Annotated in this window: 21 protein-coding genes; 14 read left to right on the top strand and 7 right to left on the bottom strand. The window is 60.5% G+C overall.

The features are described 5' to 3' along the window. Window positions 1-122: 122 nt before the first annotated feature. Window positions 123-899 (bottom strand): IclR family transcriptional regulator, encoded by a 777-nt coding sequence (locus Q5H31_RS01850; RefSeq protein ID WP_223895346.1) that lies wholly within the window; start codon window positions 897-899, stop codon window positions 123-125. 364 nt (window positions 900-1263) lie between these two features. On the opposite strand from Q5H31_RS01850, the gene leuC reads away from it, so the two are divergent. The 9 genes from leuC (at window position 1264) to Q5H31_RS01805 (ending at window position 13096) form a co-directional block, all read left to right on the top strand. Then, on the top strand, window positions 1264-2667 hold the full coding sequence (gene leuC, locus Q5H31_RS01845; RefSeq protein WP_003807585.1) for a 3-isopropylmalate dehydratase large subunit: 1404 nt from the start codon (window positions 1264-1266) through the stop codon (window positions 2665-2667). Between the two features lie 89 nt (window positions 2668-2756). Continuing rightward, the gene (gene leuD, locus Q5H31_RS01840; protein ID WP_011742714.1) at window positions 2757-3446 is read left to right on the top strand and encodes a 3-isopropylmalate dehydratase small subunit; all 690 of its coding nucleotides are present in this window, start codon (window positions 2757-2759) and stop codon (window positions 3444-3446) included. 418 nt (window positions 3447-3864) lie between these two features. Continuing rightward, the gene (locus Q5H31_RS01835) at window positions 3865-5460 is read left to right on the top strand and encodes an ATP-binding protein (RefSeq protein ID WP_302457422.1); all 1596 of its coding nucleotides are present in this window, start codon (window positions 3865-3867) and stop codon (window positions 5458-5460) included. Between the two features lie 192 nt (window positions 5461-5652). Continuing rightward, on the top strand, window positions 5653-6795 hold the full coding sequence (locus Q5H31_RS01830) for a diguanylate cyclase (protein WP_055054669.1): 1143 nt from the start codon (window positions 5653-5655) through the stop codon (window positions 6793-6795). Between the two features lie 95 nt (window positions 6796-6890). Further along, window positions 6891-8216 carry a UDP-N-acetylglucosamine 1-carboxyvinyltransferase gene (gene murA, locus Q5H31_RS01825; protein ID WP_011742717.1) on the top strand — a complete coding sequence of 442 codons (1326 nt, stop codon included), beginning with the start codon at window positions 6891-6893 and terminating at the stop codon, window positions 8214-8216. Window positions 8217-8585: 369 nt separating this feature from the next. Then, window positions 8586-9467, top strand: coding sequence for a 1-acyl-sn-glycerol-3-phosphate acyltransferase (locus Q5H31_RS01820; protein WP_033499413.1), 882 nt, complete (start codon window positions 8586-8588; stop codon window positions 9465-9467). A 171-nt stretch (window positions 9468-9638) separates the two neighbouring features. Further along, on the top strand, window positions 9639-10637 hold the full coding sequence (locus tag Q5H31_RS01815; RefSeq protein WP_011742719.1) for an NAD(P)H-dependent glycerol-3-phosphate dehydrogenase: 999 nt from the start codon (window positions 9639-9641) through the stop codon (window positions 10635-10637). Between the two features lie 74 nt (window positions 10638-10711). Next, window positions 10712-11848, top strand: coding sequence for a D-alanine--D-alanine ligase family protein (locus tag Q5H31_RS01810; protein ID WP_003807608.1), 1137 nt, complete (start codon window positions 10712-10714; stop codon window positions 11846-11848). 102 nt (window positions 11849-11950) lie between these two features. Next, window positions 11951-13096 carry a CPBP family intramembrane glutamic endopeptidase gene (locus tag Q5H31_RS01805; protein WP_118234871.1) on the top strand — a complete coding sequence of 382 codons (1146 nt, stop codon included), beginning with the start codon at window positions 11951-11953 and terminating at the stop codon, window positions 13094-13096. Between the two features lie 137 nt (window positions 13097-13233). On the opposite strand, the gene Q5H31_RS01800 is transcribed toward Q5H31_RS01805, so the two are convergent. Further along, complete coding sequence (locus Q5H31_RS01800; protein ID WP_039774698.1) at window positions 13234-14022, bottom strand: mechanosensitive ion channel family protein; 789 nt, start codon at window positions 14020-14022, stop codon at window positions 13234-13236. A 119-nt stretch (window positions 14023-14141) separates the two neighbouring features. Between Q5H31_RS01800 and Q5H31_RS01795 the strand changes: the two genes are divergently transcribed. The 4 genes from Q5H31_RS01795 to Q5H31_RS01780 all read left to right on the top strand — a co-directional run bounded on the left by Q5H31_RS01795 (window position 14142) and on the right by Q5H31_RS01780 (window position 18871). Next, window positions 14142-15347 (top strand): DUF2974 domain-containing protein, encoded by a 1206-nt coding sequence (locus Q5H31_RS01795; protein ID WP_039774699.1) that lies wholly within the window; start codon window positions 14142-14144, stop codon window positions 15345-15347. A gap of 184 nt (window positions 15348-15531) precedes the next feature. Continuing rightward, window positions 15532-16740 (top strand): DUF2974 domain-containing protein, encoded by a 1209-nt coding sequence (locus Q5H31_RS01790; RefSeq protein WP_302457421.1) that lies wholly within the window; start codon window positions 15532-15534, stop codon window positions 16738-16740. 155 nt (window positions 16741-16895) lie between these two features. Then, a complete protein-coding gene (locus tag Q5H31_RS01785; RefSeq protein WP_302457420.1) occupies window positions 16896-17576 on the top strand; it encodes a TetR/AcrR family transcriptional regulator in 681 nt (226 codons plus the stop codon). A 104-nt stretch (window positions 17577-17680) separates the two neighbouring features. Beyond that, window positions 17681-18871 carry a pyridoxal phosphate-dependent aminotransferase gene (locus Q5H31_RS01780; RefSeq protein WP_302457419.1) on the top strand — a complete coding sequence of 397 codons (1191 nt, stop codon included), beginning with the start codon at window positions 17681-17683 and terminating at the stop codon, window positions 18869-18871. Window positions 18872-19229: 358 nt separating this feature from the next. Here Q5H31_RS01780 and gnd read toward each other — a convergent pair whose 3' ends face one another. The 3 genes from gnd to Q5H31_RS01765 form a co-directional block, all read right to left on the bottom strand. Continuing rightward, window positions 19230-20123: a phosphogluconate dehydrogenase (NAD(+)-dependent, decarboxylating) gene (gene gnd, locus Q5H31_RS01775; protein WP_038443975.1), complete on the bottom strand. Its 894-nt coding sequence runs from the start codon at window positions 20121-20123 to the stop codon at window positions 19230-19232. Window positions 20124-20309: 186 nt separating this feature from the next. Beyond that, entirely contained in the window at window positions 20310-21638 is a 1329-nt protein-coding gene (locus tag Q5H31_RS01770) for a GntP family permease (protein ID WP_011742728.1), read from the bottom strand. Between the two features lie 82 nt (window positions 21639-21720). Then, window positions 21721-22257 (bottom strand): gluconokinase, encoded by a 537-nt coding sequence (locus tag Q5H31_RS01765; protein WP_011742729.1) that lies wholly within the window; start codon window positions 22255-22257, stop codon window positions 21721-21723. Window positions 22258-22527: 270 nt separating this feature from the next. Between Q5H31_RS01765 and Q5H31_RS01760 the strand changes: the two genes are divergently transcribed. Then, complete coding sequence (locus Q5H31_RS01760) at window positions 22528-23247, top strand: FadR/GntR family transcriptional regulator (protein ID WP_038443977.1); 720 nt, start codon at window positions 22528-22530, stop codon at window positions 23245-23247. A gap of 43 nt (window positions 23248-23290) precedes the next feature. Here Q5H31_RS01760 and Q5H31_RS01755 read toward each other — a convergent pair whose 3' ends face one another. Continuing rightward, a complete protein-coding gene (locus tag Q5H31_RS01755) occupies window positions 23291-24082 on the bottom strand; it encodes a DUF4037 domain-containing protein (RefSeq protein ID WP_302457418.1) in 792 nt (263 codons plus the stop codon). 216 nt (window positions 24083-24298) lie between these two features. Further along, entirely contained in the window at window positions 24299-25561 is a 1263-nt protein-coding gene (locus Q5H31_RS01750; RefSeq protein WP_033499412.1) for an MFS transporter, read from the bottom strand. Window positions 25562-25626: the final 65 nt, after the last annotated feature.

Here is a 25626-nt window from a genome sequence, read left to right as displayed (position 1 = left end):
CCTTTCCGGCGGTGACTATTCCTTTTCCCGACTTTTAGCTTTGAAATGAATACAAAAAAGCTGACGATGGGAACTTTCCATCGTCAGCTTTTACGTTACGTATGCGACTGGTCGCGGACCTGTCAGCGGCCGGAAGAGGCCTTGATCAGCGCGTCGGTGAGGTACTTTCCGGCGGCCATGACCAGCGGCGCGTAACGGCGGCCGGGATTGGCGCCCATACGGCCGTTCGGGCCGGAAATCGAAATAGCGGCGATCACCTGGCCGGACGCGTTGCGAATCGGCGCGGAAATCGAACACACGCCCTCATCGCGTTCATTGATTGACTCGGCCCAGCCGCGCTTGCGGACGGCGGTGAGCTTGGCCGCAGTGAACTTGGCGTGGCGAAGACCCTGATGCAGACGTTCGGAATCCTCCCAAGCCAGCAGAATCTGGGCTGCGGAACCGGCTTCCATGGACAGCATCGCACCAACCGGAATGGAATCTCGCAGGCCGGACGCGCGCTCGACGGCTGCGATGCAGACGCGCTGATCGCCCTGACGGCGGTAGATCTGCGCGGATTCGCCGGTGCGGTCGAGCAGGGTCTGCAGAATCGGCGCGGCGGCGGTCAACAGGCGGTCCTCGCCGGCTGCGGCCGCAAGTTCCGCGAATCGCGATCCGAGCACGAAACGACCGTGCTGGTCGCGCAAAACGAAACGGTGACGTTCCAGCGCGATCGCAAGACGATGCGCGGTCGGACGAGCCAGACCGGTCGCGGAAACCAGCTGTCCGAGTGTGGCTGGGCCGGATTCAAGAGCGTCGAGAATCTTGACTGTCTTGTCGAGCACGCCGACCCCGGAATGAATTTCGTTGCTTTGCGGGGTGGCTGCGTAATTGCCGTTTGCCTCGTTCGTGGCGTTCATGGCCTGCGTTTTGGGCATGGCGTTGCTCGTATTCGAAGAAGAAGTCATACGCTGAATTATGCCATCTCACATATTGAAATGCAAAATGTATGTGGTTCGCGACTGGGGTAAAGCAGATTATTTACCTTGCTTCCACCGGCTGGCGAAGCTGGGAAAATGCTGAAATTTCAACGATTGCGCATATGCCGTAAGAAGACGGGAAGTAACTTTTCCGCGTTTGCCGCGCTCGTCCCTCGTTCATATCTCATATACCGGCATGAAGGACCTCGAACCCGTTTCAAGCCCATAGGCTTATAGCACGAAGAATGCGGCAAGGCAATAGCCGCGAGGAAATTAGTGAGGAAAAATCTGAGGAGGTCCCACAATGGGAACTACATTGGCCGAGAAGGTCTGGGCCGATCATTTGGTACGCAAGGGTAGCGATGGGGCTCCCGACCTGCTGTACATCGACCTGATGCTCATGCACGAAGTGACCAGCCCGCAGGCGTTCGAAGGTCTGCGTCTGGCAGGACGCAAGCCACGTCACGTCGACCAGCTGATCGCCACGGAAGACCACAACACGCCGACCGTCGACATCGACCGTCCGAATCCGGACGAGACTTCGGCGCTGCAGCTGAGCACGCTGGAAAAGAACTGCAAGGATTTCGGCGTGCGTCTGTGCCCGCTCGGCGACGCTGACCAGGGCGTGGTCCACGCGTTCGCTCCGGTGCTGGGTCTGACCCAGCCGGGCATGACCATCGTGTGCGGCGACTCGCACACCTCCACCCACGGCGCGTTCGGTGCTATGGCCATCGGCATCGGCACCTCCGAAGTGGAGCACGTCATGGCCACGCAGACCCTGAGCCTGAAGCCGTTCAAGACCATGGCCGTGAACATCGAAGGCGACCTGCCGAAGGGCGTCACCGCCAAGGATATTATTCTGGCCATCATCGCGAAGATCGGCACCGGCGGCGGCCAGGGCCACGTTATCGAATACCGTGGCGAAGCCATCAAGAAGCTGTCGATGGACGCCCGCATGACCATCTGCAACATGTCCATCGAAGCCGGCGCCCGCGCAGGCATGATCGCCCCGGACGAGGTGACTTTCGAATACCTGAAGGGCCGTCCGCACGCGCCGGAAGGTGAGATGTGGGACAAGGCCGTCGAATATTGGAAGACGCTGAAGACCGATGACGATGCCGTGTTCGACAAGGAAGTGACCATCAACGCCGAAGACCTCGAGCCGTACGTCACGTGGGGCACCAACCCGGGCCAGGGCGTGAAGATCTCCGGCGTGGTGCCGGATCCGGCCTCCTTCAACGACGAGACCGAGCGTTCCGCCGCCGAGCGTGCCATCGCCTACATGGGACTGAAGCCGGGCATGCGCATCAAGGACATCGCCGTGGACACCGTGTTCATCGGATCCTGCACCAACGGCCGTCTTGAGGATCTGCGCGTGGCCGCCTCCATCATGAAGGGCCACCACAAGGCCGACAACATCCACCGCGTGCTCGTGGTGCCGGCATCCTCCCGCGTGCGCCTGCAGGCGGAAAAGGAAGGCCTCGACAAGATTTTCAAGGACTTCGGCGCCGAATGGCGTAACGCCGGCTGCTCCATGTGCCTGGGCATGAACCCGGACAAGATGGTGGCCCGCGAACGTTCCATCTCCACCTCGAACCGCAACTTCGAAGGCCGTCAGGGCAAGGGTTCGCGCACGCATCTGGCGTCGCCGGCCGTTGCCGCCGCGACCGCCATCCGCGGCACCATCTGCTCGCCGGCCGACCTGTGAGCCTGCTGCGAGCGGAAGCTGCGAACGCAATCGTAAGTAATCGAAATATCGAAATCGAATATCGATAGGCAATCGAAGGATTTGTTGACATGGAAAAACTGACTACCCTTACCGGCGTGGCCGTGCCGCTTCGCCGTTCCAACGTTGATACCGACCAGATCATCCCGGCCGTGTTCCTGAAGCGCGTGAAGAAAAGCGGCTTCGACGACGCCCTGTTCTACGCGTGGCGCCGCGACCCGGAATTCGTGCTGAACAAGCCGGAATACAAGCAGGGCAAGATCCTTGTGGCCGGCCCGGATTTCGGCATTGGTTCCTCCCGCGAGCACGCCGTGTGGGCGCTGCACGATTACGGTTTCCGCGTGGTGATTTCCTCCCGTTTCGCCGACATTTTCTACGGCAACACCGCCAAGAACGGCGTGCTGGCCGCAATTATGCCGCAGGAATCCATTGAGCTGCTGTGGAAGCTGCTGGACGAGGAGCCGGGCCGCGAAATGACCGTCAGCCTGGAAGACCGTACCGTCACCTGCGGCGATGTGACGTTGCCGTTCGAAGTGAACGACTACACCCGCTGGCGTCTGATGAACGGCTACGACGACATCGACCTGACGCTGCAGCACGAAGACGACATCATCGCATACGAGAAGATGCGCGCCGAAAAGTTCCCGTTCAAGCCGAAGACCCTGCCGGTCAAGCGCGAGCCGGAACAGCCGATCGAATCCGCCCGTGAGGGTGAATACCCTGATTGGCAAGGCCCGTTGGCCGATCGCGGCATCATCTGACGCGATGGCTGGTCGGCAGTGCAGTGCACTGCCGACAGGGCCTTGCCCGAGTCCGAAACGAGGGCAGCAATGAGCCTGCGCGCAGCGCAGTCCGTAATTGCAGATAGGCCCGTTGGCTGATCGCGACGGTAGCCCATTTCATCATTGGCTGACCGCAACCACATCTAACTTTTCCCAAGCCCGGCACCCAAGCCGGGCTTTTTGTTTACCTTCCATCACCTTTCCGCCAACAGCAAATTCCACAAAGCGGTGGCAAAGCGCGCGCAAAGCGGTGGTAAAATCATAATACGACGGCAAAGCGGCGGCAAAACGAGCGTAAAACGCGTGGTAGGTAAGGCGGTGATGGCCAATGGACGGTAGCGAGCACGATGATGCCTGGTGGTCCCGGGAGGTTCCTCGGATGCGTGAAGGCAACCGTTTGGAAGCGAAACGTGCCAAGGGCGGCCTGCCCCACAGTTTATGGGAGACGTACAGCTCCTTCGCCAATACCGAAGGTGGGCTGATTCTGCTGGGCGTGTCCGAGCATGAAGATCATTCTTTGTATATCACCGGAGTAGATGATGCGCGGAACATGGCGCAGGATTTTTGGAACATGGTGCATGATCCATCGAAGGTCAGTGCCGTTGTGCTGAGCGACAACGACGTGGTGATTCGCCATACCTCGCAGGGAGATGTTATTTCCATCGACATTCCTCGTGCGGCGAGGGACTGTATTCCCGTGTACGTGGGCCAGAATCCGATGACGGGCTCATACCGGCGTAATGGCGATGGCGATTATCTGTGCGATGAGGAAACGGTTCGTGCCATGCTTCGGGACAGTGACCTGCTTCCCTTGGACAGAACGATTGTTGAAGGCATGGGTGCTGACGCGCTCAACGCGGATAGCGTCGCATCATATCGTCGGCAGTTCAAGAACAGACGGCCCGGCCATCCATGGGTCGGATTGTCTGATGAGGATTTCCTGCTTCGCATCGAAGCGTTGCGGCTTGATGGTTCTCAGGTGCGTCCCACACGAGCCGGATTGCTGATGTTCGGTGAGGCGTGGCGAATCACGTCCGAATTCCCCTACTATTTCCTGGACTATCGCGAGGTCATGGACGACCAGGAGCGGTGGAATGACCGATTCACGTCGGATGATGGCACTTGGTCGGGCAACTTGTACGATTTTTGGGGCAAGGTGGTCAATCGTCTGCGGTCGGCTGTTGCCCATCCGTTCCAGCTTGATGCCGATTTGCATAGGATTGATGACAATCTGATGGATAAGGCCGTTCGTGAGGCTGTCACCAACACGCTCGTTCATGCCGATTACTTCATTCGCCGGGGCACGGTGATCATTCAGTATTACGACAGAATCGTATTGTCGAATCCCGGCAGCCTGCGTCTTTCCTCCGAAGAGGTGATGCAAGGCGGCATTTCGGATACGCGGAATCCCACGTTGATGAAAATGTTCAATCTGATTGGCATCGGAGAAAAGGCGGGCAGTGGTTTTGACGTGATGCGTGAAGGCTGCCTGTTCGCAGGAACCGCCGCGCCGGAATTGGAAGTGTTCGACGATCCGGGGCGTGTGCAGCTTACGTTGTATCCGCGCAAGATCGCCGGAGATTCCATGATCGCCGGAGCTTCTGCTGTTCCCGGAGTCTCTGCAGATGGCGGGGGCCCTGTTGGTGCGGAGTCGCCGACAATGCGGAATTCGGAGCATGGCACTGGTACGGTCCATAGGATTGGCGCTCGCGGGGCTGACCGTTTGAACGACATGGTCGGCACATTCGGCAAGAACGTGGCCCTACCTGCCGATTTCGGCAATGCGATCAGGCCGCAAAGCCAGTTGGAGAAAATCACCTATGCGTTGACGGTCGGCGGACCGCAACCCACCTCGTATCTGGCTGTGGTGCTGGGGCTTGGCCTCACCCGTACCCGGGAGATATTGGCCTCACTGGTGAAAGACGGTGTTATTGAACCAATAGGCGTCGGACGCGGACGCAAGTACCGTCTTGCCGAGCATACCGGCTCATGACGGCGTTCCGGTTCTCTGGACTTGACCTGGATCGAGAGCCCAAACTCGTCTGGGGAAGTCCTAGCCAAGGAGGTTTCCAAGGTGAGACGGGGCGTGCAGGCGGGACGTGTGTCGCGTTACAGTGGACATGACATTTCGTGTGTTCGCATCGCATATCCAAAACATGACACGAGAACAATTTCGGGGAGCAGTATGAGCCAGAGTTTCGCGCCGTTTTACGACGTCAATCGCACGTATGAAGACAACTATCTGCAGGGGCCGTTCGGTGCGTTCGCCGAAGTGATGAAGGGCGATTCCGCTGCCGGCGCCTCCGCGCAGTCTGCACAGACCACCCAGTCGCAGTCGTCCGACCAGGCCGAGGAATTCCTCGGCTTCCGCGTGAACCTGCCGTTTGGCATTCCCGCCGGTCCGCTGCTGAACGAGCGGTTCACCACCGCCGCCTTCCGCATGGGTTTCGATTTGGCGGTGTACAAGACGGTCCGCTCCCGCGCGTGGGGTTGCAACGCCTTCCCGAACGTGCTCGCCGTGCATCCGAAGAACGCAGACGGGTCGCTGGTTCCCGGCAGCGCCGAACTGGATGAAGGCGTGCTTGCCGACACCCGATATGAGCTTCCGATTTCGATCTCCAACAGTTTCGGCGTGCCGTCGCGTGACCCCGACGAATGGCAGCCGGACATGAAGAAGGCGATCGCCGCCGCCGGCGACGGGCAGCTGCTCGTGCCCAGCTTCCAAGGTTCCCGCGTGGACGGCATGGACCGCAAGGCGTACATCGCCGACCATGTCACCACCGCGCATCTGGTTACGGAAACCGGAGCCGGACTGATGGAAATGAACACCAGCTGCCCCAACGAAGGTCACAATCGCCTGCTGTGCCACGACCCGCATCTGGTGGGGGAAATCACGGAAGCCGTGAAAAACGAAATCGGCGATCGCCCGCTCATCGTGAAACTCGCCTACATTCCCAACGACACCGACCTGGAAACCATGGTCAGGGAAACCGTCGGACATGGCACCGTGCAAGGCTTCTCCACCATCAACACGATTTCCGCGCGCCTGGTGGACGCGAACGGCAACCAGGCGCTGCCGGGAGTCGGACGTGACCGTTCCGGCGTGTGCGGCAACGCCATTCGTGGCGCCGGTCTCGACATGGTCGGCAGGCTCGCCGCCATCCGTGAAAAACTCGGCTTCGACTTCGCCATCGTGGGCGTGGGCGGCGTGATCCGTCCTGACGACTACAAGGCGTACCGTGAGGCTGGCGCGAACGCCGTGATGAGCGCCACCGGAGCCATGTGGGATGCGAATCTCGCGCGCGAAATTAAGGAGACACTGCGCTGAATTCCGTTTTTCGCGAACATGCTACATGCCTTATGGCAAACTAAGCAGCAGTGTTTTTTGAGCTTGATCCAAAAGGGAATCGAAAGAGGTTGAGCGTGTCTGACAATAAGAACGACATTCTGCACGTCGAAGGCGGCAAGCCGCTGAACGGCACCATCAAGGTGCGCGGCGCGAAGAACTTCGTAAGCAAGGCCATGGTCGCCGCATTGCTGGCCCCGGGCACATCCGTGCTGAAGAACGTTCCGGAAATCCGCGACGTGCACGTGGTGTCCGACCTGCTGCGCCTGCACGGCGTGGACGTGACCGTGGACGGCGCGAACGGCGTGGTGACGATCGACGCCACCAACGTGCAACTCGCCGACGTGGCCGACGTGGACACGCTGTCCGGCTCGTCCCGCATTCCGATTCTGTTCTCCGGCCCGCTGCTGCACCGTCTGGGCGAAGCGTTCATTCCGGCGCTCGGCGGCTGCAACATCGGCGGTCGTCCGATTGACTTCCATCTGGAAACCCTGCGCAAGCTCGGCGCGAACGTGGACAAGGAACACAAGGACGGCATTCACATCACCGCTCCGAACGGTCTGCATGGCGCGAAGATCCACCTGCCGTACCCGTCCGTGGGCGCCACCGAGCAGACACTGCTCGCCGCCGTGCTCGCCGAAGGCAAGACCGAGCTTTCCGGCGCCGCCATCGAACCTGAGATCATGGATTTGGTGAGCGTGCTGCAGAAGATGGGTGCCATCATCTCCGTGGACGTGGATCGTACTTTCCGCATCGAAGGCGTCAAGGAGCTCAAGGGCTACACGCACACGTCTCTGACCGACCGCATCGAGGCCGCCTCCTGGGCGTCCGCCGCGCTCGCCACCCATGGCGACATCTTCGTCAAGGGCGCCACCCAGCCGGAAATGATGACCTTCCTGAACGTGTTCCGCAAGATCGGCGGCGAATTCGACATCACCGACAAGGGCATCCGATTCTGGCATCCGGGCGGAGATCTGAAGCCGGTGGCCATCGAAACCGACGTGCACCCGGGCTTCATGACCGACTGGCAGCAGCCGCTCGTGGTGGCGCTGACCCAGGCCAACGGCCTTTCCATCGTGCATGAGACCGTGTATGAGAACCGTTTCGGCTTCACCAAGCCGCTGGTGCAGATGGGCGCCACGATTCAGCTGTACCGCGAATGCCTCGGCTCCCTGCCGTGCCGCTTCCAACAGCGCAACTACAAGCATTCCGCGGTCATCTTCGGACCGACCCCGCTGACCGGCCGTGACATCGACGTGCCGGATCTGCGCGGCGGCTTCAGCCACCTGATCGCGGCGCTCGCCGCCAAGGGGCCGTCCAACGTGCAGGGCATCTCCCTGATTGACCGTGGCTACGCCGACTTCCGTGGCAAGTTGGAGGCTCTCGGCGCAGATTTCGACTGATTCGCTGCGATTGGTTCGATGAATCGGCTGCGGCTGATTTATTGCGATTGGCCAATCGTGATTGATGATTCGCAATTGAACAGTTGCGATTGACAGTCGCGTCGAACGCCCATGTTGCTTTCACCGGTACTCGCCTTGCGCGGGTGCCGGTTTTGTTTTATCCGCGATTGCCGCCGCCGCAATCGCAAACATGCTTTCCGTGCCTTCCGCATCTTCCGCACATTCCCTTTTCTGCCTTATCGCCCGTCTTTTCTGCATCATTTGACGGCCAAATGATGCAGAAAACGATGGCATGAGGCAGTAAAAAGCAAGATAACGCGGAAAACATCGATGACGAACGTATCGGCGGCCGGTGGCACAATGGAAGCCATGGCATCCAAAGGAAAACCGTCGCCGCGCTCCGCAGTGAAGCCGCTGAGCGACGAGCAAGTCGCAAAACTCGCGCAGAAGCATCATCTTGTAGACCCGACCCACGATTTCCCGACCGGTCCGCGCAAAGCCAACACCGCGGAAATCGAAGCGCAGAACCCCAAAGCCACGCATCGCCTGCTGACCGGCTGCGACGTGGTGCTGCGCAATCACAGCAAAGTGAAGGCCTGGGGCTTGGAACACGTGCCGGAAACCGGCCCGTTCATCACCGCCGCCACGCATGTGACCATGTACGACGTGTTCGTGCCGATGGTGTCGCTGTTCCATCAGGGCCGCCGTCCGCGCTACATGGCCAAGGCGGAAATGGCCAAATGGCCGCTGATCGGCAAATGGTTCCAGCTGGTCGGCATGCAGCCGGTGCAGCGCCGCGCGGGCAAGGCCAAAGCCATCGAGGAAACGTCCGTGGAAATCCTCACCTCCGGCCGTCCACTGACCGTATGGCCGGAAGGCACCGTGACGCGCGACCCGCAAAAATGGCCGATGAGCATGAAAAACGGCGTGGGCGTGATCGCCCTCGAATCCTCACGCCGACTCGGCTGCCAGGTGCCGCTGTACTGTGCCGTGACCTGGGGCGCGGCCAGCATCAACCACTGGTGGCCGTGGCCGCGCAAGAACGTGGTGATGTGCTACGACGAGGCGCTCGACTACGCGGACCTGCTTGACGGCTGCGATTCCTGGGGAGACGAAGTGCCGACGGACCGCGCCGACGAACTGACCCGCCGCATCCGCGTGCGCATGACCGAAATCATGGCCGAAATCCGCGGCGAACAGGCACCTGACGGCTACTGGGACTACCGCACCATGAGTCGCGTGAAAGACTGATTTTCCCCCACACACCCGTTCCGGCGGCGAACAAAATACGCGTGCGACCGGAACACGCGGCCGGTGTGCGTAGCCGGCGGTAGCATAAGACAACGTCGATTGAAAGCGGCGGCCGATGTGGCATACGCTCGGCCGCAAAAAGCAATCCAAATAATCCAAGGAGCAAAATTCATGGCGAATGTGACGGTACTGGGCGCTGGCGCTTGGGGAACGGCCTTCGGTCAAGTGCTTGCCGACGCGGGCAACAACGTGACCATGTGGGCCATCGAACCGGAAATCGTGGAAGGTATTCGTGACCATCACCACAACGGTGTGCGCCTGCCCAGCGTGGAAACGCTGCCCAGCAACATGACCGCCACCGGAGACCGCGCCGAAGCCGTGGCCAACGCCGACATCGTCATCGTGGCCATCGCCGCGCAGTTCGCACGCGTGGCACTGACCGAATTCAAGGGACTCATCCCCGAGACCGCGCTCGTGGCCTCCCTGATGAAAGGCATCGAACGCACCACCGGCAAGCGCATGGACGAAGTCGTCATGGAAACGCTCGACCTTCCGGCGGAACGCTTCGCCGCCATTTCCGGACCGAACCTGAGCAAGCAGATCGCCGACCGCGAGCCGGCCGCGACCGTGGTCGGATGCGCGAACATCGACAACGCGCGCACCATCGCCACCGCCTGCACCACCGACTACTTCCGTGCGTTCGTGACGCGCGACGTGATCGGCTTGGAAATGTGCGGATCGCTGAAGAATGTGGTGGCGCTCGCCGTGGGCATGGCCCGTGGCGCAGGCTACGGCGAGAACACCGCGGCCATGATCGAAACCCGTGGCCTTGCCGAACTGACCGCGCTGGGCGAGGCGGCCGGAGCCGATCCGAAGACCTTCGCCGGACTTGCCGGCGTGGGCGACCTCATCGCCACCTGCGGTTCCCCGCTGAGCCGCAACTACACGTTCGGTTCCAACCTCGGCAAGGGTCTGAGCGTCGAAGAGGCCACCAAGGTGAGCAACGGCGTGGCCGAAGGCGTGCCGACCACCGACGCGGTGGTGGCGTTGGGCAAGCAGTACGGTGTGCCGACCCCGCTCGCCACGGCCATGAGCCACGTGCTGGACGACGGTATCTCCTGCGCGCAGATGCTGTCCGAACTGTTCGGCGAAGGCATCACCGAGGAGTAGCAGCCGGCTTGTATGCTGGATGCTTGGCAAAAATCCTGAAAAGTCATAAAAGTTAAGGAATAAAGGCTATAGATATGGCAAAAAAGCGCATTGTGGTGATGTACGGCGGCAAGGCCGACGAGCATTCGATCTCCTGCATCTCCGCTGCGAGTGCGCTGCGCGCGCTGGACACGGACAAGTTCGAAGCCATTCCGGTGGGCATCACCAAGGACGGCAAGTGGATCGTCAACGGTGAGAATCCGCTCGGATGGAGCCTGGACGAAGGCCTGCCGACCGTGGAGAAAACCCCAGGCGCCAAGGACGTGGTGCTTGAAGTGGCTCTCGGACAGGACGGCTTCTTCGCCCGCGAGGATGACGGTACGCTGACCCCGTTCGGCCATGTGGACGCGGTGTTCCCCGTGCTGCACGGGCCGTACGGCGAGGACGGCACCATCCAGGGTCTGTTCGAAATGATGGGCGTGCCGTACGTGGGGTGCGGCGTGCTCGCCTCCGCGGCCTGCATGGACAAGCATTACACGAAGGTGCTGCTTGCGGCCGCCGGCATTCCCGTCGCGCCCGGCATCACGCTCGACGCGCGTTCCTTCGACAAGGCTTCCGAATTCAAGGCCAACGCCGATGCGATCATGGCGCAGGTTAGCGAAGCCGGCTTGCAGTATCCGCTGTTCGTCAAGCCGTCCCGCGCCGGCTCCAGCTTCGGCGTGACCAAGGTGGAGCATGAGGGCGATGCGGCCGAACTCGCGGCCGCCGTGTACGAGGCGTCCCACCACGATTGGCGCATCCTCGTGGAACAGGGCATCGACGCGCGCGAAATCGAATGCGCGGTATTGTGCCCGAAGGCCGGCGAAGCGCCGCAGGCCAGCTGGCCGGGCGAAATCGTACTCGACAAGCGCGCCGAAGGCGACGACCAGTTCTACGACTTCGACAGCAAGTACATGGACGCCGCCGCAAGCCACGTGGAAGTGCCCGCCAATCTGCCGGAAGAGACGCTGAACCTTGTACGCGAAACCGCCAAGAAGGCGTTCGTCGCCGTGGACGGTGCCGGTCTGAGCCGCGTGGACACCTTCGTGACCAAGGACGGCAAGGTGATGGTCAACGAAATCAACACCATGCCGGGCTTCACGTCCATCTCCATGTACCCCAAGGCATGGGAGGCCACCGGCGTGCGCTACACCGACCTGATCACCATGCTCATCGAAGGCGTGCTGCGCTGATCGACACCCACCTACGGTGAGATCTCAAGCTGATATTCAGCGGACTGGTAGTACAGTGCTGAATATCAGCTTTTTTGTTTTCCGAAGTTTCGTAAGGTGACTATGACGTTTCCGCAGCAGCCTCAATATCCGCAGCAACCGCAAGGGCGACCACAGGGGCCGGCTCCGCAATATCAGCCGAATGGTCCGCAATCGCAGTATCCGATGCAGCCCATGCCTCAATATCCGCAGCCGCCGATCGCCAATCGCAATCCATTCTTCGAATGGTTGAAGCAGGCGCGACGCGACTTCTCGCGTATCGGCGCGAGCCTGTGTCTGATGGTGGTCGTCTGGTACGCGCTCGCCACGGTGCTGGAAGGCGCGCTGTACGCGGCCGTGGGCGGCAAGGGCGAAACGCCGAATTGGGTTACGTATGTGGGTTCGGGTGTACCGCTGTACCTGATCGCCATGCCGATTGCGGTGATGCTCATGGGCAAATCGACTGTCATTGAAACCCGTAAATTCGACATGAAACCGGGATTGTTCTTCAAACTACTGCTTATGTGCCTGCCGATGATGTGGGCCGGCAGTGTGTTCGGCAGCATGCTGTCGATGGCGCTTTCCAACGGCGAGGCGACGGACCGCGTGGCCGACCTCGCCATGCAGACGAACATCTGGAACGTTGTTTTTCTGGTAATCGTAGGACCGATTTTCGAGGAATGGCTGTTCCGTAAGCAGCTGATCGACCACACCCGCAAATACGGCGAGAAAACGGCGATTCTGCTGTCCGGACTGGCGTTCGGTCTGTTCCATATGAACCTGTTCCAGTTCTTCTACGCGTTCCTACTGGGGCTCATGTTCGGCTACGTCTACACGCGCACCAGCAAGCTGCGCTATTCGACGGCGATGCACATGATCATCAACTTCAACGGCGGCGTGCTCGCGCCATGGGTGTTGACACGCGTCGATCTGGACCAGCTGGAGAAGGTGTCCGAGGCCGCGGAAAACGGCAATGCGGCGGCGATGGAACAGTGGGCGTCGCAGAATGTCGAAGGATTGGCGATCATGCTTGTCTATTTCGTGTTGTACGGCGCTGTGATCCTTGCTGGATTTGTGCTACTTATCCGCAATTTCAAAAAATTTGAATTCTATACCGCGCCGGAGGAGCTGCCTCGCGGCACCCGTGCCAAAACCGTGTGCGGCAACGTTGGCATGATTATGTTCATCATGGTCACTTGCATGCTGACGGCCGTCAATCTGCTTATGTAGACGACTGCTTGCCGGACGACGACGGCGACGCAGGCGACGTGAACGATGCGGACATCTGCATGGAGATGATGAAGGCCGGTCAAGGATACGTTCCTCTGACCGGCCTTCAACCGTTCAATGCCGTTTTCTATGCTGTCCTATTCCGCGCTGCCGCTGACCGCGCGATGCTCAAGATAGTCGGCGTGCGCGATCGCCTGCGCCACCGCGTCCACCATCGTGGACAGCAGCAGGTCGTTTTTCGCGAACGCGTAGATCGTGCCGTCAATGCCGTACGGGGTAAATCCGTTGAGCTTCACCACCGGTTTGTACAGCGGATTGGCAAGGCTTGCCGTGGCCTGTTGCACGGTTTCGATGATGTCGGCCTTCATATGTTCCACGTCGACGCCGGCTTTGGCGGTGAACGGTACTGACACCAGGCATTCGTTCGATGGATCGAGCTTTTCCAGTGATGCAGTGTTGAGGATGGAGTTCGGGATGACCATTTCGTTGCCGTTGCGTTCGCGGACGATGGTCTGACGCCAGTTGATGTCTTTGACGGTGCCGGTGATACCTGCGACTTTGACGTAGTCGCCCGGTTGAATGACGCGGCCGAGCATAAGGCCGAAGCCTCCGATCACATTGGCGATTGTGTCTTTCAGACCAAGCGACACCGCAAGACCTCCGATGCCGAGTGCGGTGAACAGGGTGGTCGGGTTGATTCCAAACACCGGTTGCAGCAGCGTGCCGATGGCGAATGCCCATACCACCACACGCAGGATGTTGACGAAGATGGAGGCGTTCGGCACCTGTGATTTGTCAAGGATGCGGCGCACTACTTTGGTGAGTGCTTTGTCGATGAGCGCTGCGACGACAAGCACTACGGCGAGCAGAATGAGCTTGCCGTAGTTTCGGGCAAGCCATTGTGTGAAAAATTCAACTGGATCCATGGCTGCCTAGTCTACACATGGGATATTGCCCGAAACTTGTGATTGTCTGATTGCCGCGTCCGTGGATTGTGCCGCATAATGGAATCCGAAATCGCTATGGTTGATCAAAGGGTTGCGCGATGGGCAATGTGTTGGATTATGTGCGCCGTGAATTCCGTGGGTTCGCCGAGCTGCCGTTCGGCGACGTCGATTCCCTGGTGCTGTCCGAATTGTCCTACATGCGATTGACGGATCTGGTGCCCACGTTCGGTGAGGCGAAGTCGGTGGCGACGGTGTCGATTCGTGAATTGCTGCGCGCCGAAAGCTATGACGAGATGTTCGTTTCGAATTCCTCCGATATGAACGATTACCGGCTCGCGTTGCTGCACGCCGTCTGCGAATCGCCGCGATTCCGCGCGTTACGCGTTGGCGAATACGCGGAACGATTGAGCGAGCGCGACCAGCAGCAGTTCGCCGCGATGACGTTCGACGTGGGCTGCGGTTCACCCGACTTGCTGTATATCGCCTTCCGAGGCACCGACGGCACGCTTGTCGGATGGAAGGAGGATTTCAATATGGCAGTGCGCTGTCCGGTACCGTCACAGGAATCCGCGTATCGGTATGTGGATTCGATTCTGGACAGGTCGGAAGGTTTCCTGTCATCGGAAGGATCGCCTGCGATTATGCTTGGCGGCCATTCGAAAGGTGGCAACATGGCCGTATATGCGGCCATGCAGGTGGCTCATGACGATATTGAGGCCGCCGGCGAACGTGCGCGGCGGCTTGGGCTGCTGCCAGCCTTGGGTGGGCCGGTGCCGGGACGCAACGTGCGGATCGCCCGTATCTTCTCCCATGATGGGCCGGGCCTGCCGGGATCGATGGTGCGCGGTCAGGCGTATCGGACGGTGGAATCGCGGATCCGCAAAACCGTGCCCGAATCGTCTGTCGTGGGCATGCTGCTGCAATCGAATGCGAAAGTAATCGTTGTCAAGGCGGACGCCGTCGGCATTATGCAACATATGGGCAATAGCTGGCAAGTGGCGGAAAACGGCGATTTCGAGCGTGAGAACGAGTTGACGGTGACTGCGCAGCTCATCAAGAGGACGCTCGACGATTGGCTCGACACTGTGGGGCAGAAGCAGCGTGAGCGGGCTATTGACCAGATCTACGAGATCTTCGCGGCTGCGGGCTATGGCAATATCGCTGATCTGATGGCGAATTGGACGGATTCGCTGCCAAAGATCGTGGCGGCCGCGCGCGGTACCGACCGGGAGACTCGGGAGCTTATCAAAGCCGTAGTCAAGGCGATTCCGGCGAGTGCGGCGAGGGTGGTGCGTGAAGGCTGACCAGCCCGAAGGCCTTCTGAAGCGTCGCGATTCGCAAATGTTCGTAGAAAATGTGAAATCGTGGCACGTGGAAAGGGTGGGGGGTCGCTGGTTTGAGGATTATCCCGTTCGCTGACGCAGGACAGTGCAGAACTGGCGCATAATGGAACGTGGAATAATGACGGCTGCGGAAAAGGGGTGTGCGATGGGCAATATCATCGACTACGCGCGTACGGAAACGCGCGGTTTCGACGCACGTCCGTTCCGCGAAGCCGACGCGCTCGTGCTCGCGCAGCTATCGTACGACGACGTGCCGGAATGTGTGCCGCGATTGGATGACGTCGAATCGAAATACGGCACGTTGCGCGATCGCGTGAAGCAGTTCGACGTACGCCGGCCGATCCGTTCGCTGCATATGTTGCGTAAGCTCCCGTTCAACGGCGTGACCATCGCACGCGCCGATGACGAACTGAACCACGACCAGGCGGTGCCCGACCATGACGTCGAGAACGTGGGACTGGTCGATCCGCAGGTGACGCACGACTTCTACCATGCCGTCGCCTCGAATCCGCGGTTCTCCGACATTGAAATGGGGGCGTTTCTTGAGCAGTTCGACGGCGAAGAGCAGACGCAGTTCGCCGCGGTGACCTACCTGCTGCCGTCCGGCGCGCTTGTGGTGGCGTACCGGGGCACCGACGATTCGCTGGTCGGCTGGAAGGAGGATTTCAACATGGCCTTCCAGTATCCGGTGCCGGCGCAAGCGACCGCCGCCGACTATCTGGCCAGAGTCGCCGCGCTGTGGAAGGACGCGCCGATCGTGCTCACCGGCCACTCCAAGGGCGGCAATCTGGCCGTGTACGCGGCAATGAACGCATCGGACGAGGTGAAGGACCGCGTCGAACGCATCTACTCGCTGGACGGGCCGGGATTCCCCGAATCTGTGGTGAACAGCTTCGAATATGCAAGCGTGAGCGACCGCATCGTCAAAATCGTTCCGGATTCGTCGGTGGTGGGCATGGTGCTGGAAACCCCCGAACGGTGCATGGTGGTCAAATCCGACGTGGAAGGCATCATGCAGCATTTCGTGTTCTCCTGGCAGATGCACGGCGGTGAATTCGACAAAGTCGAGGATGTGGCCAGCAGTTCGGTGACCTTCAACAAAGCGCTGAACAAGTGGCTTGCCAACCTGTCCAAGGAGCAGCGCGAGCGTGCGGTGGACGCGTTGTTTGCCGTGCTCGAAGCGTCCGGTGCGGGCAGTATTTCCGCCATGATGGCGGCCGGGCCGAAAGTCATTCCCGAAATGCTTGGCACGTACGTTGGGTTGAGCGGTGAGGATCGACGCAATCTCAACCAGGCGCTGGCGATTATGTTGCAGGCCGCTCTTGCCCGCAATCCGAAAGTGCGGCGCAAGTAGACGTAGCGCGGAGGTCGTGACGCAGTGGTGTGCGGTGAAGCGTTGCGGTGGGTGGCAATCGCTATTAATGCGACATGCTGTGCAGTTTGTTCTAGACAACTTGTATAGTAATTCGCGTTGCGCTTTTAAATCGACGGTACAAAATAGGGGGAGCCATGCCACGTCCACGCCGGGATTCGGAGATCCTGCCAGCCAAGGAACGTCTCGAAAACGCGTTCTGGGAACTGCTATCCGAACGTGAATATCGTAAAATCACCGTCACCGACATCGTACGTACGGCGGATGTGAATCGTAATTCCTTCTACTACCATTTCACGGGCTTGCCGGAACTTGCCGATTCCGCCATTCTGCACGCCGTGGAAAACACACCGCTTCCCAGCGCGCCCAACGCGAATTTCAATCCCGACAACGAATGGCGCAAGCATGTCACCGCGCTGCTACGCGAGCCCGAACAGCGTCGGCGTCTTGACCGGCTCGCGCTGCTCGCCGGACCGCACAGCTCGCCGGAACTCGTCGAATCCCTGCGGGACTTCGGCAGGCTCACGTTGATCTCCGTGCTGGGGCTTGACGCCGACCACCTCGACCTTAAAACCGATCTCATGCTCGACTTCACCGTAGGGGGCATGCTGGCGGTATTGCGCCGTTGGCCGAAGCTCCATGAGCAGCTGCCGATGGACGCCGTGTTCAACGAGGACTTGGCGGTGTTGGCCACGGGCATGTTCATGTCCATGTCCAAAACCGACATGCTGGGGTATTGGAAGCGCATCTTCAGCAGCGGTTTCGTGCCGGGGCAGACGTCTCAGGACGACCAGGCGTCGCAATCCGCCGCACAGTGAGCCGTGTGCCACATGTCGTGACTTTTCGGTGGTAGAAACGTCTGTAGCGGCGCTCTTTCGGGGCGCGTCAGACGCATACAACAGCACGACAGGGAGGTTGTTCCATGATCAACGAAGCCTACAAGGCCATGCTCGGCGGCAAATCCGTGATCCGCGAGCTGAGCGAATACGCGACCGCGCGCGGCGCCGAAATCGGCTATGAGAACGTGTTCGACTATTCGCTGGGCAACCCGAGCGTGCCGTGCCCGCAGGATTACACGGACGCCGTGATCGACCTGTACAAGACGGCCGAGCCAGTGGCATTGCACGGTTATTCGCCTTCCCTGGGCATTCCGTCGGTGCGCAAGGCGATCGCCGACAGCCTCAACCGCCGCTTCGGCATGGATTACACGGCTGATTACATCTTCCCGACTACGGGTGCGGCGGGCGCGTTGGCGCACGCGCTGCGCGTGGTGACCAAGCCGGGTGACGAGGTGATCACCTTCGCCCCGTATTTCCCGGAATACCAGCCGTATGTGAACGGCACCGGCGCGCACCTGACCGTGGTGCCCGCGGACACTGAGAACTTCCAGATCAACTTTGAGGCCTTCGAAAAGGCGCTGAACCCGGGAACCGCGGCGGTGCTCATCAACACCCCGAACAATCCGTCCGGCGCGGTCTATTCCGCCGAAACGCTGACCCGCCTGGCCGAGGTGCTCAACGCCAAGCAGACTGAATACGGCCACGACATCTTCCTGATCTCCGACGAGCCGTACCGCGAGATCGTGTTCGACGGCGGCGAGCAGCCGTATCCGAGCAAGTTCTACGACAACACGCTTTCGTGCTACTCGTACTCCAAGTCGCTGTCACTGCCGGGCGAGCGCATCGGCTATGTGGCGGTGAATCCGCGCGCCACCGACGCCAAGCTCATCGTGCCGATGTGCGGCCAGATCAGCCGTGGCACCGGCCACAACTGCCCGTCCTCCACCGCGCAGCTGGCCGTGGCCAAGGTGGTGGACGAGACGAGCGACCTGTCCGTCTACGAAACCAACATGAACCTGCTGTATGACGCGCTGACCCGTCTGGGCTTCGACGTGGTGCGCCCCGGCGGCACGTTCTACATCTTCCCGAAGGCGCTTGAGGAGGATGCGAACGCGTTCTGCATGAAGGCCAAGGATTACGACCTGATTCTCGTGCCGTCCGACAGCTTCGGCGTGCCCGGCTACTTCCGCATGGCCTACTGCATCGACACGGAGAAGGTGGAGCGTTCCATCGCGGCGCTTGAGAAATTCGTGCACGAGGTGTACGGCCGCTGAGCCGCTCGCGTATTTCGCCTATATTCCGCTTATAGATGGCGGATTCGCTCTCGTGCCTGATGCCATCTCGCTTATGGATGGCGGATGATGCGGGGAAAAGCCGGTTGGAGGGTATGGATATTGCCCCTAACCGGCTTTTTGCTGTAGGACCCCGCCATCTATAAGCGAGATACCGTGGGGCGATTTGGAAAATCCGCCATCTATAAGCGAGATAGTGCAGGATTGTGGGGCGGCAAGCCGACTGTCTGACGGGACCGTGTGCGTTGATACAGGTTCGCCCGGAGCTGGTGGGGTCCAGCTCCGGGCGAAGTCTGTTATGGGGAAGGAAGGAATCTGAATCGGTTAATGCGTGAATCCGTCAGTGGGTGGCGATCTCGTCGATCTTGGTGACGTGGCCGCCGAACTGGGCGCGCATGGTGGACACGACGCGCAGAATGTCGTCGGCGCCGCCGCGCGAGGTCTGACGTGCGTACAGTGCGGCCGCGGTGGCCGGGGTCGGCACGCCGAGTTCGAGAGCCGCCTCGATCATCCACTTCGCCTCGCCGGACTCGTTGGCGACCGGTGGCATGGACTTGAGCGTCGGGTCGGACTTGAAGGCGATGGCCAGCAGGTCGAGCAGCCAGGACTGCACCACGGAACCGTCCCTCCAGGAGCTCATCACGGCCGCCGGATCCTCAACGAGATCGGACTTCACCATGGTGGCGAAGCCTTCGCCGAAGGCCTGCATCATGCCGTATTCGATGCCGTTGTGCACCATCTTGGCGAAGTGGCCGCCGCCCACCGGGCCGGCCAGCACCAGTCCGGAATCGCCTTCCGGCTTAAGTGCCTCGAAAATCGGGCGCGCGCTCTCGAAGTCCCCCTGGCTGCCGCCAACCATAAGCGCGTAGCCGCGGTCGATGCCCCACACGCCGCCGGAGACGCCGCAATCCATGAAATGGATGCCCTTCGGCTCCAGTTCGGCCGCGTGGCGTGCGTCGTCGGTGTAACGGGAGTTGCCGCCGTCGATGATCATATCGCCCGGCTGAAGAAGCTCGGCAAGCTCGTTGATGGTGCTGTCGGTCGCTTCACCGGCCGGCACCATGACCCACACCAGACGCGGGGCCTTCAGCGCGGCCACCAGTTCCTTCAGGCTTGCCACGGTGCGGTCCGACTCGGGGGAGTGGTCGTAGCCGACCACCTCATGCCCTGCCGCCGCGATGCGCTTCGCCATGTTGCCGCCCATACGTCCCAGGCCGATCATTCCCAACTGCATGATGTGCTTCTTTCTCTAAAAATGGTTGAAAAGTTTTTGCGATTTTGAATAAGGATTGATGCCGCCCGTTGGCTTCCCGCGCCTTCCGCAACGCAGAAAAGAAGGTTGCGGCAAGCTTTGCGGGCGGCAAGTTTTGGTTATGTTTTGGGTTATGTGAGTGTGGTTGCGATTGCTGCGTTCAGTGCGTCAAAGCACCAGCGAGAGCAGCATCACGCAGCCCAGACCGACCACCGACAGAATGGTTTCCATCAGCGACCAGGTCTTCAGCGTCTGGCCCACGCTCATGCCGAAGTATTCCTTGACCAGCCAGAAGCCGGCGTCGTTGAGGTGGGAGAAGAACACGGAGCCTGCGCCGATGGCCAGCACCAGCAGTGCCAGATGGGTCGGGCTCATGCCGGCGGCGAGCGGCACCATGATGCCGGAGGCGGTGACGGTCGCCACGGTTGCCGAACCGGTGGCGAGACGGATGAGCACGGCCACCAGCCAGCCTGCGATCAGCGGGTTCATGGCGGATTCGGTGATGGAGTTGGCGATCACGTCGCCGATGCCGGAGTCGACCAGCGTCTGCTTGAAGCCGCCGCCTGCGGCGACGATCAGGATGATGCCGGCCACGGAGCCGAAGGACTGTCCGACCATGCCGTTGACGGCGTCACGGGAGAACTTCTGCATGTAGCCAAGGGCGACCATGGCGAAGACGGTGGTGATGAGCAGTGCCACGAGCGGGGTGCCGAGGAACGCGATCACACGGCCCCAGGCGGTGGTGTTCTGACCGGTCAGATCCACGATGGACGCGGCGAGCATCAGCACGACCGGCAGCAGGATCACGGACAGGGCGGTGCCGAAGGACGGGCGGTTTTCCGCGGATTTCGGAGCTTCGGCCTCAGCCTCGTTCTCCGGAGCTGCGATCGGAACCCACTTGGCGGCGAGCCTGCCGAACAGCGGGCCGGAGATGATGACGGTCGGGATGGCCACGATCAGGCCGAGGGCCAGGGTGATGCCGAGGTTCGCGTTCAGCGCGCCGATGGCGGTCAGCGGACCGGGGTGCGGCGGCACGAAGGCGTGCAGCGTGGACAGGCCGGCGAGGGCCGGGATGCCGAGCAGCACCACAGGGGACTTGGAACGACGGGCGGCGAACAGCACCACCGGGATGAGGATGACCACGCCGACCTCGAAGAACATCGGGATGCCCACGATGAACGCGATCAGTGCCATGGCCCACGGCAGACGCTGCAACGGTGTCTTGGCCATGATGGTGTCGACGATGGTGTCCGCACCGCCCGACTTGAACAGGATGGTGCCGATGATCGAGCCGAACGCGATAAGCAGGCCCACGTTGGAAATCGTGCCGCCGACGCCGGAAGTGAAGCTATCGAACGCCTTGTCGAACGGCACGCCCGCGCACACGGCCATGACGAATGAGCCGGCGAGCAGGGACAGGAACGGATGCACCTTGCATGCCGCGATGAGAAGAACGATGACGGCGATGCCGATGATCGCCGCTGCGATGAGATTCATGAATCCTCCTTGACTCGTTGAATTTCTCTTTCGATTTTTAGTTATGTGCGATTATTTTGCGCTGTGTTGCGGCTTGCGCCGTTCACTCGGCTTGCTGCGATTGCGAGGCCACCTTCGCCGCGTACTCGTTCACTGCGGCGACGGCACGTTCGACCATTTCCTCGACGCTGCCTTCGATGGAGACTTCCACGCCGTTCTCGTCTGGCTGGAGCGGCTCAAGAATGGCGAACTGGCTCGGCAGCAGTGCCGGCGGCATGAAGTGGCCCTTGCGCTCGTTGAGACGCTGCTGGATGAGTTCCTGCGAGCCGGTCAGATGCACGAAGAAGGTGGGAACGTTCTGGGCGAGCACCTCACGGTAGCTGCGCTTCAGGGCGGAGCTGGAGACCACGGTGTTCTCGTCCAGCGCCTCGCGAGCCACCATCCAGGTGTTGATGACCTTGAGCCACGGCCAACGGTCCTCGTCTGTCAGCGGAATGCCTGCGCTCATCTTGTCGATGTTGGCCTGCGGATGGAAGTCGTCGCCCTCCGCGTACACGTATCCGAGACGTTCGTGAATGGCTTCTGCCACGGTGGATTTGCCGCATCCTGCAACACCCATCACCACTACGTGAATGCTCATGTTGTCCTCCTTGAACTCTGCTGTATTGCCAGTGCCACTTCGCATCGGCGATGACATCAATATAGCTATGAAAGGTAGTACTAGTCAAGTTAAAAGTACTACGAATAAAAATAATCATGCGACTTGCTATGCTGTAGGTAGTACAAATCGGCGGCAAATCGCGCGAATCGTGCGGGGGTAATTATTCGGACGTCACGCGAACGGCAATCGTATACGGCGTGTCGCAAAAACCTGAAAAAAGATTTGCACGCACAACGAGAGGAATTGTGGATGGCAGGAAACGAAAACGGCGGCGAACTGCTGCAGGATGCAGTGTGCCGCACGCTGGCCATCGAAATGCTGGACGGCAAATGGCCGGCCGGTGAAAGCTTGACGTTGGAAGACGTGCAGAACCGTTTCGGCATCTCCCGTACCGTGGCGCGCGAAGTCGCCAAAACGTTGGAATCCATGGGTGCGGTGACGGTGCGCCGACGCGTCGGATTGGTGGCGCGGCCGTTCTCCGACTGGCAGGCGCTCAACCATCAGGTCATCGAATGGCGACTCCACTCCACGCAGCGCGAGCGGCAGCTGTCGTCATTGACCGAATTGCGATTGGCGGTCGAACCGGCTGCGGCGGCCTCGGCGGCACGCCTCGCCTCCATCGACGTCAAGGCGAAATTCCCCGTCTACGCGGCGCAGATGCGCCAAATCGCCGAATCAAACGAAGAGGGGGCTGTCGGCCTGACCAAATTCCACGATCTGGACGTGGAATTCCATACTTTGATACTGCGCGAAAGCGGCAACGAACTGTTCGCCGCGCTTGCCGACACCATCGCCACCGTGCTGCGCGGCCGTGTGGAACTCGGCAAATACCCGATGAAGCCGAAGCCGGCCGCGCTCGACGCGCACGATGCGGTCGCCGACGCGATAGCGAAGGGCGATCCGGAACGTGCGCGCAAGGCCATGTTCGACATCGTCGACGAAGTGGCCCGCGCGCTCAACTTCTTCTAAAACCAATCGCTACCGGCGTCGAACCGCCGGATTCGCGGTCAAATCACAGGTTCGCGTCGACCGTCTGACGCAGGTCGTCAACGATTTCGCCCAAAGTCTCGCTGAACACCGCCTGATCGGCGTACATCGAATCGAACAGCGTATCGATGTTTTTGCGGAAATCCTTCGGCAGAATGGCGCAGTCGCGTTCGGCGAGCTTGTCGAGACGCTTCTCGCCGGGATGCGTGCGGCGGTTCAGCGCGAATAGCACATCGAAATACGATTCCATGAACGCGGCCATGCGATGGTTGACCGCGATTTTGTCGCCTCGGCTCGCGGCCTTGCGGATCTGTGCGTCGTACGACGGCAGGTTGCCGGTAAGTAGACGCATGTTGCGATTGATGATGTTGCGGCGCAGTTCCTCGGGGAACGGCACGTCGAACCGCTGTCGGGTCGCGGCGTACTGGCCGTCGCGGTCGAACAGCACCTTGCTGGTGAGCATGTTGTGCCACATGCACGTCGTATAGCCGTTGTTGGCCTGAAACCGTTCCACCACGTCGGCGACATTGGCTGCGAACTGGTCCAGATCGCGGTACAGCACGTCGATATTGGTGCCGTCGTTCAGCGTGCAGTCGTCTTCGGTCTCCCAAAAATCGTTGTCGATTTCCATATGGCTGCAATAGTTGCGCAGCAGCCTGCGGCGGCGTTCGGCAGACACGGGTGCGGTGACGTACACGTAGACGTCGTAATCGGATTTTTTATCGTTATCGCCGGTGGCGCGTGACCCACCCAACGTGATGGCCTCGACTTCCGGCCATGCGGACACTGCTTCGACTAGTTCATTTGCCAATGACATCGTTTACCTCTCTCTGCGTCATTGCTGGAGCGGCGCTACGTTGCGCCACGGTGTGCAAACGATGCCAGTATAACATACCAGATGGTAACTGTCGAAGTTGTGCCGGCCTACGCGGTTTCCCGCAGGCCGGCACAGCGCATTCCGTCGAACGACGATTGTCAGGCGGAATGCTATCGAGCGATCGCTGTCGAGCGGAACGCTGTCGGACGGCAGCTGTCAGTCGACGGTTGCGGCTTCCGTCGAACCCTTGGTCGGATCCTTCTGCAGAAGCAGGAAGACGAGCGCGACGGCCAGCAGAATGGCTATCGACAGCACGCCGATCGACGCGTTGCCAGTCAGCGACGTCGTGGTAGCGACGAGGAACGTGCCGATAATCGACGCCGTCTTGCCGAAAATATCGTAGAAGCCGTAGTACTCGTTGGCATGGTCCTTCGGAATGATCTTGCCGTAATACGAGCGGGACAGCGCCTGGATGCCACCTTGGAACATGCCGACCAGAATCGCCAGAATCCAGAATTCAAGTGCGGCGCGCAGGAAGAACGCGGCGAAGAAGACGATGCACATGTACGCCACCACGGCGGCGGTGATCATGGTTTTCGAGCCGAACCGGCCTGCCAGCTTGCCGTAGATGATGGAGCAGGGGAACGCCACGAACTGCGTGACGAGCAGCGCCACGACCAGCTGCGTGGAGTCGATGCCCAGCTGCGTGCCATACGACGTGCTCATGGAAATGACGGTGTTGACGGCGTCGATGTAGAAGAAGAACGCGATCATGAACATCCACAGCGGCTTGTTCTTGCGGATGGCGCGGAACGTGGAGCCGAGCTCGGCGAACGTGCCGCGGATGGCCTCGCCTGCCTGCCCCGCGGTGGCGCGGTAATGCACCTGCTTATAGCTGGTGAGCAGCGGAATGGTGAACGCCACCCACCACAGCGCGGTGATGACGAACGAGGCGCGCGTGCAGGCTGTGGTCGACCAGCCGAACAGCGCGGGGCCTCCGAAAATCAGCGCGATGCAGACGATGAACGGCACGGTCGAACCGATATAGCCCCATGCGTAGCCGTGTGAGGAAATGCGGTCCATCCGTTCGTTCGAAGTCGTGTCCACCAGCATGGAGTCGTAGAACGTAAGCGAACCATTAAGGCCGATGGTGGCCAGCACGTACACGATGATGAACGCGAGCCAACCAAGCGGCATCGCCATCGCGCAGCACATGACCACGCCCGTCAGGAAGAAGCCGGTGAAGAAGCGGATCTTCATGCCCTGCACGTCGGCGATGGAGCCGAGCAGCGGCATAAGCACGGCGATGACGAGCGATGCGATGGTCTGCGCGTAGCCCCACGTCGACACGATGTTCGTCTCGCCGGCCGCCTTGAGCAGCGAATTCGCGTAGATCGGCACGACGGCGGTGGACAGCAGCACGAACGCGGAATTGCCGACGTCGTAGACGATCCACTTCTTCTCGCGTGGCGTCATCATATGCTTGGATTGCTGGCTGGATTGCTGCGGCTGCTGGGCCTGCGCGTTCTGCTGGGACGGTTGGG

This window comes from uncultured Bifidobacterium sp., assembly GCF_959020155.1.
Taxonomy (GTDB): Bacteria; Actinomycetota; Actinomycetes; order Actinomycetales; family Bifidobacteriaceae; genus Bifidobacterium.
This window is presented reverse-complemented; position numbering and strand designations above follow the sequence as displayed.

Excerpts from the sequence above, each read along its gene's own strand:
- Q5H31_RS01850 (WP_223895346.1), bottom strand. The coding sequence starts at position 899 with ATGAACGCCACGAACGAGGCAAACGGCAATTACGCAGCCACCCCGCAA.
- leuC (WP_003807585.1), top strand. The coding sequence starts at position 1,264 with ATGGGAACTACATTGGCCGAGAAGGTCTGGGCCGATCATTTGGTACGC.
- leuD (WP_011742714.1), top strand. The coding sequence starts at position 2,757 with ATGGAAAAACTGACTACCCTTACCGGCGTGGCCGTGCCGCTTCGCCGT.
- Q5H31_RS01830 (WP_055054669.1), top strand. The coding sequence starts at position 5,653 with ATGAGCCAGAGTTTCGCGCCGTTTTACGACGTCAATCGCACGTATGAA.
- Q5H31_RS01820 (WP_033499413.1), top strand. The coding sequence starts at position 8,586 with ATGGCATCCAAAGGAAAACCGTCGCCGCGCTCCGCAGTGAAGCCGCTG.
- Q5H31_RS01815 (WP_011742719.1), top strand. The coding sequence starts at position 9,639 with ATGGCGAATGTGACGGTACTGGGCGCTGGCGCTTGGGGAACGGCCTTC.
- Q5H31_RS01810 (WP_003807608.1), top strand. The coding sequence starts at position 10,712 with ATGGCAAAAAAGCGCATTGTGGTGATGTACGGCGGCAAGGCCGACGAG.
- Q5H31_RS01805 (WP_118234871.1), top strand. The coding sequence starts at position 11,951 with ATGACGTTTCCGCAGCAGCCTCAATATCCGCAGCAACCGCAAGGGCGA.
- Q5H31_RS01800 (WP_039774698.1), bottom strand. The coding sequence starts at position 14,022 with ATGGATCCAGTTGAATTTTTCACACAATGGCTTGCCCGAAACTACGGC.
- Q5H31_RS01795 (WP_039774699.1), top strand. The coding sequence starts at position 14,142 with ATGGGCAATGTGTTGGATTATGTGCGCCGTGAATTCCGTGGGTTCGCC.
- Q5H31_RS01790 (WP_302457421.1), top strand. The coding sequence starts at position 15,532 with ATGGGCAATATCATCGACTACGCGCGTACGGAAACGCGCGGTTTCGAC.
- Q5H31_RS01785 (WP_302457420.1), top strand. The coding sequence starts at position 16,896 with ATGCCACGTCCACGCCGGGATTCGGAGATCCTGCCAGCCAAGGAACGT.
- Q5H31_RS01780 (WP_302457419.1), top strand. The coding sequence starts at position 17,681 with ATGATCAACGAAGCCTACAAGGCCATGCTCGGCGGCAAATCCGTGATC.
- gnd (WP_038443975.1), bottom strand. The coding sequence starts at position 20,123 with ATGCAGTTGGGAATGATCGGCCTGGGACGTATGGGCGGCAACATGGCG.
- Q5H31_RS01770 (WP_011742728.1), bottom strand. The coding sequence starts at position 21,638 with ATGAATCTCATCGCAGCGGCGATCATCGGCATCGCCGTCATCGTTCTT.
- Q5H31_RS01765 (WP_011742729.1), bottom strand. The coding sequence starts at position 22,257 with ATGAGCATTCACGTAGTGGTGATGGGTGTTGCAGGATGCGGCAAATCC.
- Q5H31_RS01760 (WP_038443977.1), top strand. The coding sequence starts at position 22,528 with ATGGCAGGAAACGAAAACGGCGGCGAACTGCTGCAGGATGCAGTGTGC.
- Q5H31_RS01755 (WP_302457418.1), bottom strand. The coding sequence starts at position 24,082 with ATGTCATTGGCAAATGAACTAGTCGAAGCAGTGTCCGCATGGCCGGAA.
- Q5H31_RS01750 (WP_033499412.1), bottom strand. The coding sequence starts at position 25,561 with ATGATGACGCCACGCGAGAAGAAGTGGATCGTCTACGACGTCGGCAAT.